This is a genomic window from Pseudomonas sp. SWRI18 (assembly GCF_014268345.1).
Lineage (GTDB): Bacteria > Pseudomonadota > Gammaproteobacteria > Pseudomonadales > Pseudomonadaceae > Aquipseudomonas > Aquipseudomonas cedrina.
This window is the reverse complement of the sequence record NZ_JACCQQ010000011.1, coordinates 103,347-118,555: the sequence shown is the minus strand read 5'-3', so window position 1 is coordinate 118,555 and position 15,209 is coordinate 103,347. Positions and strand designations below refer to the sequence as shown.

At 59.9% G+C, this 15,209-nt stretch carries 16 protein-coding genes; 10 read left to right on the top strand and 6 right to left on the bottom strand.

What is annotated here, in order from left to right; all coding sequences use genetic code 11:
* The first annotated feature begins 52 nt into the window (after positions 1-52).
* The 4 genes from H0Z09_RS14430 to H0Z09_RS14415 are packed head-to-tail and all read left to right on the top strand — an operon-like array spanning position 53 to position 3,394.
* Positions 53-781 carry an ABC transporter permease gene (locus H0Z09_RS14430; RefSeq protein ID WP_124399636.1) on the top strand — a complete coding sequence of 243 codons (729 nt, stop codon included), beginning with the start codon at positions 53-55 and terminating at the stop codon, positions 779-781.
* Positions 778-1,488 carry an ABC transporter permease gene (locus tag H0Z09_RS14425; RefSeq protein ID WP_076950057.1) on the top strand — a complete coding sequence of 237 codons (711 nt, stop codon included), beginning with the start codon at positions 778-780 and terminating at the stop codon, positions 1,486-1,488. Before H0Z09_RS14430 ends, H0Z09_RS14425 begins: the two co-directional genes overlap by 4 nt.
* Before the next feature lie 9 nt (positions 1,489-1,497).
* Complete coding sequence (locus H0Z09_RS14420; protein WP_186691175.1) at positions 1,498-2,616, top strand: succinylglutamate desuccinylase/aspartoacylase family protein; 1,119 nt, start codon at positions 1,498-1,500, stop codon at positions 2,614-2,616.
* A gap of 13 nt (positions 2,617-2,629) precedes the next feature.
* Positions 2,630-3,394: an ATP-binding cassette domain-containing protein gene (locus H0Z09_RS14415; protein ID WP_186691174.1), complete on the top strand. Its 765-nt coding sequence runs from the start codon at positions 2,630-2,632 to the stop codon at positions 3,392-3,394.
* Here H0Z09_RS14415 and H0Z09_RS14410 read toward each other — a convergent pair.
* Positions 3,387-4,535 carry a HAMP domain-containing sensor histidine kinase gene (locus H0Z09_RS14410; protein WP_186691173.1) on the bottom strand — a complete coding sequence of 383 codons (1,149 nt, stop codon included), beginning with the start codon at positions 4,533-4,535 and terminating at the stop codon, positions 3,387-3,389. The genes H0Z09_RS14415 and H0Z09_RS14410 overlap by 8 nt on opposite strands.
* Positions 4,536-4,575: 40 nt before the next feature.
* A complete protein-coding gene (locus tag H0Z09_RS14405) occupies positions 4,576-5,238 on the bottom strand; it encodes a response regulator transcription factor (RefSeq protein ID WP_186691172.1) in 663 nt (220 codons plus the stop codon).
* A gap of 140 nt (positions 5,239-5,378) precedes the next feature.
* Between H0Z09_RS14405 and H0Z09_RS14400 the strand changes: the two genes are divergently transcribed.
* The 5 genes from H0Z09_RS14400 to pdeM all read left to right on the top strand — a co-directional run bounded on the left by H0Z09_RS14400 (position 5,379) and on the right by pdeM (position 11,277).
* Complete coding sequence (locus H0Z09_RS14400; RefSeq protein WP_186691171.1) at positions 5,379-5,765, top strand: GtrA family protein; 387 nt, start codon at positions 5,379-5,381, stop codon at positions 5,763-5,765.
* The gene (locus tag H0Z09_RS14395) at positions 5,737-6,672 is read left to right on the top strand and encodes a glycosyltransferase family 2 protein (RefSeq protein WP_346656794.1); all 936 of its coding nucleotides are present in this window, start codon (positions 5,737-5,739) and stop codon (positions 6,670-6,672) included. Before H0Z09_RS14400 ends, H0Z09_RS14395 begins: the two co-directional genes overlap by 29 nt.
* The gene (locus tag H0Z09_RS14390) at positions 6,669-8,081 is read left to right on the top strand and encodes a phospholipid carrier-dependent glycosyltransferase (protein WP_189672165.1); all 1,413 of its coding nucleotides are present in this window, start codon (positions 6,669-6,671) and stop codon (positions 8,079-8,081) included. Before H0Z09_RS14395 ends, H0Z09_RS14390 begins: the two co-directional genes overlap by 4 nt.
* Before the next feature lie 65 nt (positions 8,082-8,146).
* Positions 8,147-10,627 (top strand): ligase-associated DNA damage response DEXH box helicase, encoded by a 2,481-nt coding sequence (locus H0Z09_RS14385; protein WP_186691169.1) that lies wholly within the window; start codon positions 8,147-8,149, stop codon positions 10,625-10,627.
* The gene (gene pdeM / locus H0Z09_RS14380) at positions 10,627-11,277 is read left to right on the top strand and encodes a ligase-associated DNA damage response endonuclease PdeM (protein ID WP_186691168.1); all 651 of its coding nucleotides are present in this window, start codon (positions 10,627-10,629) and stop codon (positions 11,275-11,277) included. The genes H0Z09_RS14385 and pdeM overlap by 1 nt, the downstream gene beginning before the upstream one ends.
* Positions 11,278-11,280: 3 nt before the next feature.
* Here pdeM and H0Z09_RS14375 read toward each other — a convergent pair whose 3' ends face one another.
* The gene (locus tag H0Z09_RS14375) at positions 11,281-11,478 is read right to left on the bottom strand and encodes a hypothetical protein (RefSeq protein ID WP_076950047.1); all 198 of its coding nucleotides are present in this window, start codon (positions 11,476-11,478) and stop codon (positions 11,281-11,283) included.
* 108 nt (positions 11,479-11,586) lie between these two features.
* Positions 11,587-12,153, bottom strand: a complete 567-nt coding sequence (gene dcd / locus H0Z09_RS14370; protein ID WP_076950046.1) for a dCTP deaminase — start codon at positions 12,151-12,153, stop codon at positions 11,587-11,589.
* 516 nt (positions 12,154-12,669) lie between these two features.
* Here dcd and H0Z09_RS14365 point away from each other — a divergent pair.
* Positions 12,670-12,879, top strand: a complete 210-nt coding sequence (locus H0Z09_RS14365) for a cold-shock protein (RefSeq protein ID WP_002554837.1) — start codon at positions 12,670-12,672, stop codon at positions 12,877-12,879.
* Positions 12,880-13,103: 224 nt separating this feature from the next.
* Here the strand turns inward: H0Z09_RS14365 and rpoS are convergent, their stop codons facing one another.
* Both rpoS and H0Z09_RS14355 read right to left on the bottom strand, forming a co-directional pair.
* Entirely contained in the window at positions 13,104-14,108 is a 1,005-nt protein-coding gene (gene rpoS / locus H0Z09_RS14360; RefSeq protein WP_186691167.1) for an RNA polymerase sigma factor RpoS, read from the bottom strand.
* A 109-nt stretch (positions 14,109-14,217) separates the two neighbouring features.
* On the bottom strand, positions 14,218-15,054 hold the full coding sequence (locus H0Z09_RS14355) for a peptidoglycan DD-metalloendopeptidase family protein (protein ID WP_186691166.1): 837 nt from the start codon (positions 15,052-15,054) through the stop codon (positions 14,218-14,220).
* Positions 15,055-15,209 lie beyond the last annotated feature (155 nt).

The following is a 15,209-nucleotide window of genomic DNA, read 5'->3' as shown; positions in this document are numbered from 1 at the left end:
GGGCGCCCCTTCTTATGCAGGGGCGCTTTTTTATCGCCATAGGTCCTGATTTATGTTCGAAGATCTGTTGCAAACTCTCGGGCTGAGCGCGTTCAGCCTGAAGGGTTTCGGCCCGCTGTTGCTGCAAGGCACCTGGATGACTATAAAGTTGTCGGTGCTGTCTCTGGCCGTCAGCGTATTGCTCGGTCTGCTCGGCGCCAGCGCCAAACTCTCCAGCCTGCCCTTTTTGCGTATTCCTGCCCAGCTCTACACCACGTTGATTCGTGGCGTACCCGACCTGGTGCTGATGCTGCTGATTTTCTACAGCCTGCAAACCTGGCTCTCCGGTTTTACCGATTTCATGGAATGGGAATACATCGAGATCGACCCATTCAGCGCCGGGGTCATCACCCTGGGCTTTATTTACGGCGCGTACTTCACCGAGACCTTTCGCGGCGCGATCCTCGCAGTGCCCCGCGGCCAACTGGAAGCCGCCACCGCCTATGGGCTCAAGCGCGGCCAGCGGTTTCGCTACGTGACCTTTCCGCAAATGATGCGCTTTGCCCTGCCGGGTATCGGCAATAACTGGATGGTGATGCTCAAGGCCACGGCGCTGGTGTCGATCATCGGCCTGGCGGACCTGGTCAAGGCCGCCCAGGATGCCGGCAAGAGCACTTACCAGCTGTTCTATTTCCTGGTACTCGCTGCATTGATCTATCTGTTGATCACCAGCGCGTCCAACTTCGTCCTGCGTCGCCTCGAACGTCGCTACTCCGCTGGCGCCCGGGAGGCCGTGCGATGATCGAACTCTTGCAGGAATACTGGCGGCCGTTCCTTTATAGCGACGGCCAGCACATCACCGGCCTCGCCATGACGATGTGGCTGCTCAGCGCTGCCCTGGTCATCGGCTTTCTGGTGTCGATCCCGTTGTCCATCGCCCGTGTGTCGCGCAAGCGCCTGGTGCGCTGGCCGGTGCAGTTCTATACCTATCTGTTCCGGGGCACGCCGCTCTATATCCAACTGCTGATCTGCTACACCGGCATCTACAGCATCGCCGCCGTGCGCGAACAACCCTTGCTGGACGCGTTCTTTCGCGATGCAATGAACTGCACCATCCTGGCCTTCGCCCTCAACACCTGCGCCTACACCACGGAGATATTCGCCGGGGCGATTCGCAGCATGGCCCATGGCGAAGTCGAAGCGGCCAAGGCCTACGGCTTGAGTGGCTGGAAGCTGTACGCCTACGTGATCATGCCCTCGGCGCTACGCCGCTCGTTGCCCTACTACAGCAACGAAGTGATCCTGATGCTGCACTCAACCACCGTGGCCTTTACCGCGACGATTCCAGATATCCTCAAAGTGGCGCGGGATGCCAACTCCGCAACCTTCATGACCTTTCAATCATTTGGTATCGCCGCGCTGATCTACCTGAGCGTGACCTTTGCTTTGGTGGGTCTGTTTCGTCTGGCGGAGCGCCGCTGGCTGGCGTTTCTCGGGCCGAGCCATTAAGGAGCCTTCATGCGTCATCAGGTCCATCCACTGATCGCGCCGGTGCCCGGCACGGCGCGGCAGATCCACAGCTTTCACTTTGGCCCGGAGCAGGCCGAGGGCAAGATTTACATCCAGTCGTCGCTGCATGCCGATGAACTGCCCGGCATGCTGGTGGCCTGGCACCTCAAGCTGCGCCTGGCCGAGCTGGCGGCTGCCGGACGCTTGCGCAGCGAGATCGTGCTGGTGCCCATCGCCAACCCGGTGGGCCTGGAACAAGTATTGATGGATATCCCGCTGGGCCGCTACGAGCTGGAAAGCGGGCAGAACTTCAATCGGCTGTTTGTCGATCTCAGTGACGAGGTGGGGAACCACGTCGAAGACCTGCTCGGGGCTGATCCGCGGCGCAACGTCGCACTGATTCGCACCGCGCTGGCCGCCGCCCTCGCCGCGCAAACCGCCGACACCCAACTGCAATCCCAGCGCCTGGCGCTGCAACGCCTGGCCTGCAATGCCGACATGGTGCTGGACCTGCATTGCGATTTCGAAGCCGTGGCGCACCTGTACACCACACCCGAGGCGTGGCCGCAGGTGGAGCCGCTGGCGCGGTATATCGGTTCGGAGGCGAACTTGCTGGCCACCGATTCCGGCGGCCAATCCTTCGATGAGTGTTTCACCCTGGTGTGGTGGCAATTGCAGCAACGCTTCGGCGAGCGCTTCCCGATTCCCATGGGCAGCTTTTCGGTGACCGTCGAACTGCGCGGCCAAGGGGACGTCAACCACGGCCTGGCCAGCCTCGACTGCCAGGCGATCATTGATTACCTGATTCGCTTCGGCGCCATTGCCGGGGATGCCGCACCGCTGCCTGACTTGCCTTACCCGGCCACGCCGCTGGCCGGCGTTGAACCGGTAGCGACCCCGGTGGGCGGCTTGCTGGTGTTCAGTGCCCTGCCTGGCGAGTACCTGGAAGCCGGGCAATTGATCGCCGAAATCATCGACCCCATTTCCGATCGCGTAACGCCCGTGCACTGCCGCAAGGCCGGCCTGCTTTACGCCCGTTCGCTACGTCGCATGGCCACTGCCGGGATGGTCATCGCCCATGTCGCAGGCACCGAAGCCTACCGCAGCGGCTATCTACTTTCGCCTTGAGGATGCATGCCCCATGTACAAATTGACCGTTGAAGGCCTGCATAAAAGCTATGGCGACAATGAGGTGCTCAAAGGTGTTTCGCTCAAGGCCAAGACCGGTGACGTGATCAGCCTGATCGGCGCCAGCGGCTCGGGCAAGAGCACCTTTTTGCGCTGCATCAACTTCCTGGAAACCCCCAATGACGGCGCCATGACGCTCGATGGCCAAGTGATCCGCATGGTCAGTGACCGCCATGGCATGCGCGTGGCCGATGATGCCGAACTGCAGCGCCTGCGCACGCGGCTGGCCATGGTATTCCAGCATTTCAACCTGTGGAGCCACATGAGCGTGCTGGAAAACATCACCATGGCTCCGCGTCGGGTGCTGGGCTGCAGCAAGAAAGATGCGGAAGACCGCGCCCGTCGCTACCTGGACAAGGTCGGCCTGCCGGCGCGCGTGGCCGATCAGTACCCGGCGTTCCTCTCCGGAGGCCAGCAGCAACGGGTCGCCATCGCCCGCGCGCTGGCCATGGAACCGGAGGTGATGCTGTTTGACGAACCCACCTCGGCCCTCGACCCGGAGTTGGTGGGCGAAGTGTTGAAAGTGATCCAGGGCCTGGCCGAGGAAGGCCGCACCATGATCATGGTGACCCACGAGATGAGCTTTGCACGCAAGGTGTCGAGCCAGGTGCTGTTCCTGCACAAGGGCCTGGTGGAAGAACAAGGCGCGCCGCAGGAGGTACTGGGCAACCCCAGGAGCGAGCGCTTGCAGCAGTTTCTCAGCGGCAACCTCAAGTGAACGTGACGTGCGCCCGGAACGTATGAAGGGCGCGCCGGGTTTCAAGGCGCCAGCCGGCATGCGTGCAGGCGCGGGTGACGATTTCCAGGCCGAAGCCGAAGCCTGGCGACGTTAGCTGTTCCACACGGTTATTAATGATCACCAGACACTGCCCGGTGAGGATCACCCGGATCTTTCCGGCGCCATGCTGCACAGCGTTGCCGAGCAGGTTCTGCACCACGCTGCGGGCGATTGCCTCATGGACCTGCAAGGTGATTGCGGGTGCACCGGCATACACCAGCGCGCCTGCCGCAAGGGGGTAGAGCTGCTGGTATTTTTCGATCTGCTCTGTAACGACCGCGGCCAGGTCAATCGCCTCATGAGGCACTTTACGCGGCTCACGGGCCAGGGATAAAAACAGCTCGATGGTCATCTTCATCCCGGCCAGCGCGCCCTCCATGCGCAGCAGGCTGCGCGCATGCTTTTGGGCATCACAGCCCGGCAAGCGCAGGATCGCCAGGCTGTTGTTCAAGATGCTCAAGGGGGTACGCAACTCATGGCTGACGTGCCGGGTAAACGCACGCTCGCGCTGCAGCGCGGCATTCTGCTGGGTCACCAGGGACGACAGCGTGCGGCTCAACGTGCCGATTTCATCCTGACGGTCAAACCCGCTGAACCGGGATGACGCTTGCGGTGCAACCGCCATGTCCGCCACCAACTGGCTGACGGGTTGGGCGATGGCGCGGGCAATCGCGATGGCCAGAACCGTTCCCAGGATCAGGATCAACCCGGCCAGTGCGCACAACAAGCCGAAGATCTGCGCGCGGTAGCCTTCGGTCTGACTGAGCTCGGACTCGTTCAGCACCAGAATCAAGCGCTGCGACGCCCCCGGCACCTGACTCACGAACACATGCACATCCTCGCCATCCACTTCATGATGGCCTGCGGGCAATGGCCGCGCAAAGCCAGGCACTTCAACATCACCCGACCAGTAGCCTTGAAGATAGATGCTGTTGGGCATGGCGGTTGCCGCCCCTTGCAGGGTGTGCCGTTCCTCGAACGCCTGGGCCTCAAGCTTCAGATAACTGGCAATGATGTAGTCCTCCGTCAGATTGACGGTGGCCCAGATCAGGGCGCTGTAAAACAAGGTGATGGTTGCCATGAACGGCAGCAGCGCGCAAAGGATTCGCGCAAAGAAGGAATCAGTAGGGAATCGCAAGGCGATAGCCCTTACCGTGAACGGTGCGAATCAGATCGTTACCGTAGGGTTTGCCCAGGGCTTGCCGGAGCCGATAGATATAGGTGCGCAACGCATCACTGTCCGGCGGATCGCCATCGGGCCACAACGCCGTCTCCAGTTTGCGTCGGCTGACGGGTTCCGGCGCCTCATCGGCCAGCAGGCTCAGCAAGCTGAACGGCAACGCGGGCAACACCGTGACCACACCGTTGTGGATCAACGCCTGCGAGACCGGATCGATCACCAGGTCACCCAGTTGTTTCGCGCAGCGCGGCTGACGCGGCGAGCCTCGCCGGATCAGCGCGCGAATGCGCCATAGCAACTCCTGGGGTTCGAAGGGCTTGACCAGGTAATCGTCGCCGCCGGCCTCGTAACCTTCTTGTTTATCAGGCAGTGCGTCACGCGCGGTCAAGAATATAACGGGTGTGTGATTCTGCTCGCGCCGCAATTGGCGACAGGTGTCAAAACCGCTCATCCGAGGCATCGCGACATCCAGGACAATCAGGTCGTATGCCTGCTGCTGCACACGCGCCAGGCAACTTCGGCCATCGCGCGCGAAGTCTACTTCATAGCCAAACTCGCCGAGATAATCCCCTAAGGACCCCGCCAATTCATGGTCATCTTCCACTAGTAATATCTCCACTAGTACAAACTCCAAAGTCATACAAACAATTAAGAAAATTCCTTCAACAAATAATTAAAACACGAACACAAATTTCATTTCACGACGTGACAACTGGTTCACATTTGATTTTATACACTTTGGCCATGCAAAAAATACTTCGATTGTTTATTCGTTACTTGAGCGCAGGCGTCATTGCCACGTTGGTTCACTTCGTGGTGTTTATCTGTTTGCTGCGTTACTACAGCCCGACCTCATCCACGCTCTGCGCCGCCATTACGGGCGCGCTGGTCGCCTACTGCCTGTCCAGGCATTGGGTCTTTGCACAGCGGGGCTGCAATTGCTGGCGGTTCGTGATAACCGCCACCAGCCAGGTTTTATGCAACACACTGATTGTCAACTTACTGACCCACTGGGGCGCACCCGCGTTAAGCGCGCAAATAGTGGCAACAACAGCCGTGACCCTTCAGGGGTTTATGATCAATCACTTCTGGGTATTCAAACATGACATCAAGCGCGCGCCTTTGCGTTGAGCCGTTGCCTGCCATGAAACTTACGATACTGGTCCCTTGCTTTAACGAGCAGTGCGTTATAACGGAATTTCATTCGCGCCTGACGGCGATCATTGAACGGTTAACTACAAACACCGAAGTGCTTTATATCAATGACGGCAGTCAGGATCAGACAGGCGCAATCATCGATCAATTTGCCCAGGCCCCTCGCGTCACCTGCCTGCACTTGAGCCGCAATTTCGGCAAGGAAGCGGCCATGCGCGCAGGTATCAACGCCGTGCAAGGCGGCGCGGTGATCATTATGGACTGCGACCTGCAGGACCCGCCCGAATTGATCCCGCTGATGGTGCAGGAATGGCGCAAGGGCCATGAGATCGTGAACATGCAACGCCGCTCGCGGCGCTGCGACTCCTGGGCAAAGCGTATGGCCGCGCAGCTCTATTACGTCACCATGGACCAGTTGATCGACGACTTCGAAGTGCCCCGGCAAGTCAGTGATTTCAGGCTGATCGGGCCGAACGCCCTGGCCGCCATTCGCGCCATGGATGACAACGCGGGGGTGTTGAAGCTGCTGGTCAGCTGGCTTGGCTACCCAAGCACCGAAGTGAACTACGACCGCAAGCCGCGCCAGGCGGGCAGGACCAAGTGGAGCCCACTGTCATTGCTCGACCTGTGCGTGGACTCGATTCTCGCCTTTTCCACTCGCCTGCTACGGATGTACAGCTACCTGAGCGTCACCATCTTTCTGCTCGGCTCACTGTGGATCGCAGTGGACGCGACGCTCGGCCAACTGACCCAACTGCATCTTCTGGCGCAATCAATCCTGCTGTTGTGCCTGGGTACCGCCGTGGTCGGCGAATACGTCGGCCGGGTGCTGACGGTGGTAAATCCAAGGCCCAACGCCCTGCATAAACGTCATCAACCATGAATCCATCCATAAAGGCCGCCGGCGTGAACCCTCGCGCGTCCATACGTTTGCTCTGGACGGTCCTGTTGACTGTGCTGCTGGTGCGCCTGGGTACGCTCGGCCTGTATCCGATCATGGACACATCGGAAGCCCGCTACGCGGAAATCGCCCGCAAGATGCTGGTGTCCAACGACTGGATCACGCCGATGTTCGACCATGGCGTACCGTTCTGGGGCAAACCCCCGCTGTCATTCTGGCTGCAGGCGTTGAGCATGAAGATGTTTGGCATCAACGAATTCGCCAGCCGTTTCTCGTCCTGGCTGCTGCATGTCGCGAGCTGCTTGCTCATCGTGCATTTCGCCGCCCGCGAACGCAGCCTGCAGGTCGGCTTGATCGCTGCCATTATCTATTCGACGTGCTCCCTGGGCTTCTTTGCAAGCGGCGCGGTCCTGACCGACAGCGCGCTGGCGTTCGCCCTTCTGCTGGCACACCTTGGCCTGTGGCGTGGGTTGGCGCACGCGGATCGAGGCTGGGCGCTGCTCGGTTTTTTCGGATTGGGCCTGGGCCTGCTCGCCAAAGGCCCCCTGGCACTGGTGTTGATTGCGTTGCCGGCCGCCCTGTGGCTGGCGCTCACTGGCCACTGGCGACGGTTACTCAGCTTGCCTTGGCTGCCTGGAATCGCCTTGATGAGCGCCGTGGCCTTGCCTTGGTATTGGCTGGCGGAACAGAAGACCCCGGGGTTCCTGCACTACTTCATCGTCGGCGAACATTTCAGTCGTTATGTCATCAGCAATTGGCAGGGTGATCGTTACGGCAGCGCACATGCCGAACCCTTGGCGATGATCTGGGTGCACCTGCTGGGTGGGCTTTTACCCTGGGCGTTTTTCTTGCCGTTGCTGGTGAAGTGGCGCGCCTCGCTGCAGGGCCAGCGTGAATATGTGCTCTTCGTGCTGGCATGGGCGGTTTCGACGCCGCTGTTCTTTACCATGTCCACCAACATCCTCTGGACCTATGTGCTGCCCGCGCTGCCGGCCTGGGCGCTGTTGCTGGCCGATGTGGTCTGGCGCAAGGTTCGCACCGCACTTATCACCGCCGTGGCACTGGCACTTCCCGTGGCGGGCTGCGCCATGCTCATCAGCGGCAAAGTCGATGATCGCCCGCAAAACCAGAAAACCATGGTTGCGTTGTGGAAGGCACAACAGGCGGCGGCGCCTGGCGACTTGATCTATCCAGGCTCGCGCTCCTACTCGGCGCAGTTCTACAGCAGCGGCTGGGCACGCCACACCAGACAGCTGCCACGTTCGGAAGACTTTTATCTGGTCCACCGCCTGGGCGATCAACCGCTGGCCCTGCCGGCCTACGCCAGTTGCGACCTGGTAGGCCAGGCCAATGCCAGCGAAATGTACTATTGCCGCGTCGGCCCACCCTGACGGGTTAAACCTTTGGCGTGCCCGGAGGGTCTGTGTGATAGGCCCTCCTGAGCATCAGCTGCTGTATGGCAACTTCCCGCAATTTCGCCAAGACATGGTTTGCCGCCAAGGGCTGGAAGCCGTTTACCTTTCAAAAGGAGGTATGGGCGGCGGTCAAATCGGGCCACTCCGGGTTGCTGCATGCCAGCACCGGCGCCGGCAAGACCTACGCACTGTGGTTTGCCGCGCTCAATCGTTTCGCCATCAGTCGAACGCCCGTTACCGGTAAACGCAAGCCGCCCGCCGAACCGCTGACCGTGCTGTGGATCACCCCCATGCGCGCCCTCGCCGCCGACACCGCTCGCGCCCTCCAGGCGCCGCTTGAAGCGTTGCAGATTCCCTGGAGCGTCGGCCTGCGCACCGGCGATACCAGCAGCAGCGAACGCGCACGGCAGACCCGTCGCCAGCCCACCGCCCTGGTCACCACGCCCGAAAGCCTGACGCTGATGCTCGCGCGCGCCGACAGCGAAGCCAGCCTGGGCCACCTGCGTATGGTAATCGTGGATGAGTGGCACGAACTGATCGGCAATAAACGTGGCGTGCAACTGCAACTGGCGTTGGCACGGTTGCGGCGCTGGCATCCCGGATTGATCGTCTGGGGTATCTCGGCGACCTTGGGTAATCAGGCGCACGCGTTGGAGGTATTGGTCCCACAAGGCGAGGGGATCAATGTGCAGGGGCAAACCGCCAAACAGCTACTCATCGACACGTTGCTGCCCCCCGTCACCGAGCGCTTTCCCTGGGCCGGGCATATCGGTTTGAAGATGCTGCCGCAGGTGGTGGCCGAGGTGGACGCCAGCAGCAGTTGCCTGGTGTTTACCAATACGCGGGCGCAATCCGAGATCTGGTATCAGGCGTTGCTCGAGGCCCGTGCCGATTGGGCCGGGGTGATCGCGCTGCACCACGGTTCTCTGTCGCGGGAAACCCGTGACTGGGTGGAACGAGCGCTCAAGGACGGTCAGCTCAAGGCGGTGGTGTGCACGTCAAGCCTGGACCTGGGGGTGGATTTCCTGCCGGTCGAGCGGGTGCTGCAGATCGGCTCGGCCAAGGGCGTGGCGCGCCTGATGCAGCGTGCGGGCCGCTCGGGGCATGCGCCGGGACGGCCTTCACGGGTGACGCTGGTGCCAACCCATAGCCTGGAACTGGTTGAAGCCGCCGCCGCCCAGGACGCGATTGCGCAGCGACGCATCGAAGCTCGTGAATCACCCTACAAGCCATTGGATGTACTCGTACAACATCTGGTGAGCATGGCGTTGGGCGGTGGGTTTACGCCGGACGCACTGTTGCAGGAAGTACGCGGCGCGTGGGCCTATAAAAACCTCAACGACGCCGATTGGGCCTGGGCCCTGGGGTTTGTGCGCCATGGTGGCCTGTCGCTGACCGCCTACCCGGATTACCGTCGCGTGGAACCGGACGAGCACGGTATCTGGCGGGTTCCGGATGCGAGGCTGGCACGCCGGCATCGCATGAGCGTGGGCACCATCGTCAGTGATGCCAGTATCCAGCTCAAATTTTGGAGCAAAGGCGGTGGCGGCAAGAACCTCGGCAGCGTGGAGGAAGGTTTTATCGCTCGGCTCAAGCCGGGGGACGGCTTCCTGTTCGCCGGCCGCTTGCTGGAATTGGTGCGTGTGGAGAACATGACCGCTTATGTGCGTCGCGGCACCGCGAAAAAAGCCGCCGTGCCGCGCTGGAATGGCGGGCGCATGCCGCTTTCCAATGAACTGGCTCAAGCCGTGGTGGAGCGCTTTGATGCGGCGGCGCAGGGGCGCTATGAAGGGCCGGAAATGCAGGCGGTTTACCCGTTGCTGCAGACGCAGTTGCGCTGGTCCGGCCTGCCGACGCGCAGGCATTTGCTGGCCGAGGCGCTGAAATCACGCGAGGGCTGGCACCTGTTCCTCTACCCCTTTGCCGGGCGCCAGGTGCACCTGGGGCTGGCAAGTCTGTTGGCGTGGCGCGTGAGCCAGGCGCAGCCGGTGACCTTCTCGATTGCGGTGAATGACTACGGGCTGGAATTGCTGAGCGCCACTGAAGTGGATTGGCCAGTACTGTTGAATCAGGCGCTGTTGAGTCCCGAGAACTTGTTGGAGGATGTCGCCGCCAGCCTGAATGCCGGGGAGTTGGCCCTGCGCCGCTTCCGCGAAATCGCGCGTATCGCCGGGCTGGTGTTTGCCGGTTATCCGGGAGCGCCTAAAAGTACGCGCCAGGTGCAAGCGTCCAGCGGGTTGTTCTTTGAGGTGTTCAAGCAGTATGACCCACAGAACCTGCTGCTGACCCAGGCCGGGGAAGAAGTCCTGCGTGACGAACTGGATATTCGTCGGTTGGAAGAGACATTGCGCACGCTATCGGCGCTGGAACTGGACTTGCATCTCATCGAACGGCCTACGCCCCTCGCCTTTCCGCTGCTGGTTGAGCGCATGCGCGAAAGCATGAGTTCGGAAAAACTCTCGGAGCGCATCGCGCGGATGGTCAAGGACCTGGAAAAAGTCGCGGATAACGGGAAGCACTGATGGTTTGCTCGGTAATACTTGAGGGAGAGGAACTGTGGTTGCTGGCGGACAAGGCGGTGTATTGGCCGGCACGCCAGTGCCTGTTGATTGCCGACGCGCATTTCGGCAAGGCTTCGGCGTACCGTAGCCTCGGGCAACCGGTGCCACAGGGGACGACCACCGAGAACCTGCAACGCCTGGACCGGATGCTATCGGCCTATCCATGCGCCCAAGTGATCTTTCTTGGCGACTTCCTGCACGGTCCCGGCTCACACGCCAGCGGCACGCTCAGCGCGTTGAGGACTTGGCGAGCGCTGAATCCGGGCCTGTGCATGACCTTGATTCGCGGTAATCACGACAAGCGCGCAGGTGACCCGCCGGTCGACCTGGGGATTGAGGTCGTCCCGGAGCCTTTGCTGATGGGCCCTTTCGCCCTGCAGCACGAACCGGACGCCCATCCCAGCCACCACGTGTTGGCAGGGCATGTGCATCCGGTGTATCGCTTGCGCGGCAAGGGCCGGCAAAGCCTGCGCTTGTCATGCTTTCAGATCGGGCCGCGGATCAGCCTGCTGCCGGCGTTTGGTGCGTTTACCGGTGGCTTTGCAGTCGAACAGGACAATGATCGCCGAATATTCGTGATCGGCGACCGTGAAGTCTGGCCACTGGGCTGACTATCAGGCGACAGGTGCGGGTGGCGGCTCATCCGGCAGGGTCGGCTCACCGGGTTCGGCGGGCTGCGGGTAATCCGGCTCGGGTTGGCCGGGGATGCCGCCTGCATAAGCAGGGTCGGCCATCAGGGACCAGGCCAGAACGCCGATCTGGTTGGGTTCAAGCCGGGCGAGTTCAGCGCTGATTCGCGGGTTGATCTTCATAAGGTACTCCTCAAGCGTGGCTCGGCGCGTTTTACACGCGCCGAGGCAGTACACCTAGATAGAGTCGATTTATGCAGACTAATTCCCTTACTACGTAAGACCTTTCGATCAAGCGCGTGGGAGGGTGACGCCGCGCTGGCCCTGATACTTGCCTGCGCGGTCTTTGTAGGACACTTCGCAGGCCTCGTCGGACTGCAGGAACAGCATCTGCGCCACGCCTTCGTTGGCATAGATTTTCGCCGGCAGCGTGGTGGTATTGGAGAACTCCAGGGTCACGTGGCCTTCCCACTCAGGTTCGAGCGGGGTCACGTTAACGATAATGCCGCAACGCGCGTAGGTGCTCTTACCCAGGCAGATGGTCAGCACGTCGCGGGGAATACGGAAGAACTCCACGGTACGCGCCAGGGCGAAGGAGTTTGGCGGGATGATGCACACGTCGCTCTTGACGTCGACGAAGCTCTTTTCGTCGAAGTTCTTCGGATCGACGATCGCCGAATTGATGTTGGTGAACACCTTGAATTCATCGGCGCAGCGCACATCGTAACCGTAGCTGGAAACGCCGTAGGAAATCACCGGGGCATCGCTTTGGCCACGAACCTGGCGCTCGACGAACGGTTCGATCATGCCGTGCTCTTGCGCCATGCGGCGAATCCACTTGTCCGATTTGATGCTCATGGCGTGTGTCCTGAATAGCGAGGTGGAAAAATTCTGTGGGGCATCTTACCGGGGCAGGCGTTGGGGTTCAAAGGCCCTGGGCCTTTTCTTGATGAACGTGCACTCTGCCATAGGGCGCAAGAACCCTGTAGTGAGCGGGCTTGCCCCGCGCTGGGCGGCGAAGCCGCCCCAGTCCAGGCGATTGATTCTATCTGGAGATCGGCGGTGTCTTGATTGGGGCGGCTTCGCCACCCAGCGCGGGGCAAGCCCGCTCACTACAAGGCTCGCGTCGCTGCGAACGGTGTGCGCAAACACCACCGCCAGTCACGAAAATAGAGAAACCTTCGGAAATACCATTGGCACGTACGGTAAAAACGGTTAAGGTGACGTCACTGTGTTGCTTGTGTCACTGAGAATCTCTACACGATATGTTGAATTTCGATCCAACCATCTCCAAGAATTTTTCCTGCTCTTTGCACTCAGTCTCGGCCAGGGCTTTTCCTGAGTCGCAGTTAACTTTGTTCAAGGAGTTACACCATGTCTAATCGCCAAACTGGTACCGTTAAGTGGTTCAACGATGAAAAAGGCTTCGGCTTCATCACTCCACAATCCGGTGACGACCTGTTCGTTCACTTCAAAGCTATCCAATCCGACGGCTTCAAAAGCCTGAAAGAAGGCCAACAGGTTTCTTTCATCGCTACCCGCGGTCAGAAAGGCATGCAAGCTGAAGAAGTTCAAGTTATCTAACTTGTACTGACTTAGTCGAAAAGACCCCGCCCTTAAAAGCGGGGTTTTTTTATGCCTGGGATTTAATGACACAGGCACAAAAAATGCGGGAAAAGCGCTTTATGTGGGAGCTGGCTTGCCTGCGATGCTGACGCCTCGGTGTATCAGTTACACCGCGGTGATGCTATCGCAGGCAAGCCCGCTCCCACACAAGCCCATTCCCACACAAACCTGCTCAAGCGGCGTTATTGAAACAACGACTCACTCGACAAGCCATTCCTCTCCAGGATCTCACGCAAGCGCTTGAGCCCTTCCACCTGGATCTGCCGCACCCGCTCCCGGGTCAGGCCGATCTCCAGGCCTACATCTTCCAGGGTGCTGCTCTCATGGCCGCGCAGGCCGAAGCGGCGAATCACCACCTCACGCTGCTTGTCCGTGAGCTCCGACAGCCACTGATCAATACTTTGGGAAAGATCATCGTCCTGCAACAGCTCGCAAGGATCCGTCGGACGATCATCGGTCAGGGTGTCCAGCAGGGTTTTATCCGAATCCGGACCCAGCGAGACGTCGACTGAAGACACGCGCTCGTTAAGGCCGAGCATGCGCTTGACCTCCGCTACCGGTTTTTCCAGCAGGTTGGCGATTTCTTCAGGGGAAGGTTCATGGTCGAGTTTCTGGGTAAGCTCACGCGCCGCCCGCAGGTAGACGTTGAGTTCCTTGACCACATGGATCGGCAACCGGATCGTGCGGGTCTGATTCATGATCGCCCGTTCGATGGTCTGGCGAATCCACCAGGTGGCATAGGTCGAGAAGCGGAAACCCCGCTCGGGGTCGAACTTCTCCACGGCCCGGATCAGGCCCAGATTGCCTTCCTCGATCAAGTCCAACAGGGACAATCCACGATTGACATAGCGTCGGGCGATTTTCACCACCAGGCGCAGGTTGCTTTCAATCATGCGCTTGCGCCCAGCCGGATCACCCTTTTGCGACAAACGCGCAAAATGGACTTCTTCTTCGGGGGTCAGCAGAGGGGAAAAACCGATTTCATTGAGATACAACTGGGTCGCATCGAGCGCCCGCGTGTAATCAATGTATTTGTGTTGCTTTAGCGCGGTGGAGTTCTTGGATTTGGTGCGAACTGAAGGTACAGCAGGTCCCTCATTCGACATCGATTCCGTATCGATACCGGCCTCCATCAGGAGAACCTCATCGTCGATGTCAAACTCCGGCGCTTCTTTACTGAGAGCCATTGTTATAGTCCTTTGGTGAGTTCGACCTCAAGCTCAAGCGGCGCCTTTATCCTTGGCAACGCTGGAGCCTGTTCCTTCTACGTGAGGGAACAGGCTGGCAACAACAACATCAACGACGGGGTAAAAATTGCAGCGGATCTACAGGCTTCCCTTGACGGCGAATCTCAAAGTGCAGTTTCACCCGGTCTGTACCCGTTGATCCCATTTCGGCAATTGTCTGCCCGACTTTGACTTGCTGTCCCTCCCGAACCAACAACCTGCGGTTATGACCGTAGGCACTGACGTAGGTATCGCTGTGCTTGATGATGACCAGCTCGCCGTAGCCCCGTAAACCACTCCCGGCGTACACCACTGTCCCATCAGACGCAGCTAAAACAGGCTGTCCCAAATCCCCGGCGATATCAATGCCTTTATTCAAACTACCGTTTGAAGAGAATTTTCCAATCAACACCCCGTTTGAAGGCCATCCCCAGCCCTTCGGCGCGGGCCCGGCAGGCGGCAACGGCGCGGGTGCGGGCTTGCTCGAAACGCCAGGCGAGACGGTGCCGGCAGGGCGGGTGAAGACGGTGGTTTTGCTTGAGGACGACGGCGAAGAACCCGTGCTTGTCACAACTGCCGTAGGCGCTGAACCGGAGCGTCCGTCGAAGCGAATCGTCTGGCCCGGATGGATCGTGTAGGGCACGGGAATATTGTTACGAGCCGCGAGCGCCTTGTAGTCCCACCCATAACGGAAGGCAATGGAAAACAGCGTGTCGCCCTTGCGCACCACATATTGCCCGGTGGTGACCGTCGGTCGTTGCGGCGCCGCATTATTGCGGTCAACCACCCGCGCGCCACTGCTTGGCGAGCTGGAACACCCTACCAACACAGAACTGAAGACGAGGCCAAGCACCAGTCGCTGAAAGCTTGTTTTACTCATACGCTGCGCAAGACCTGTGAGACTCACCCGCCGCTCCCTTTGTGGTGGCTGAACATGGAATGCCTGTATCAGGCTTGAAATATGACGCAAGTATAACTGGGCATTGGAGTTTTACGGGCACACGCCTGAAACGAATCATTCTGCGTGTTGAATCGTCGCACCGATAATGTTGACTCAATAGA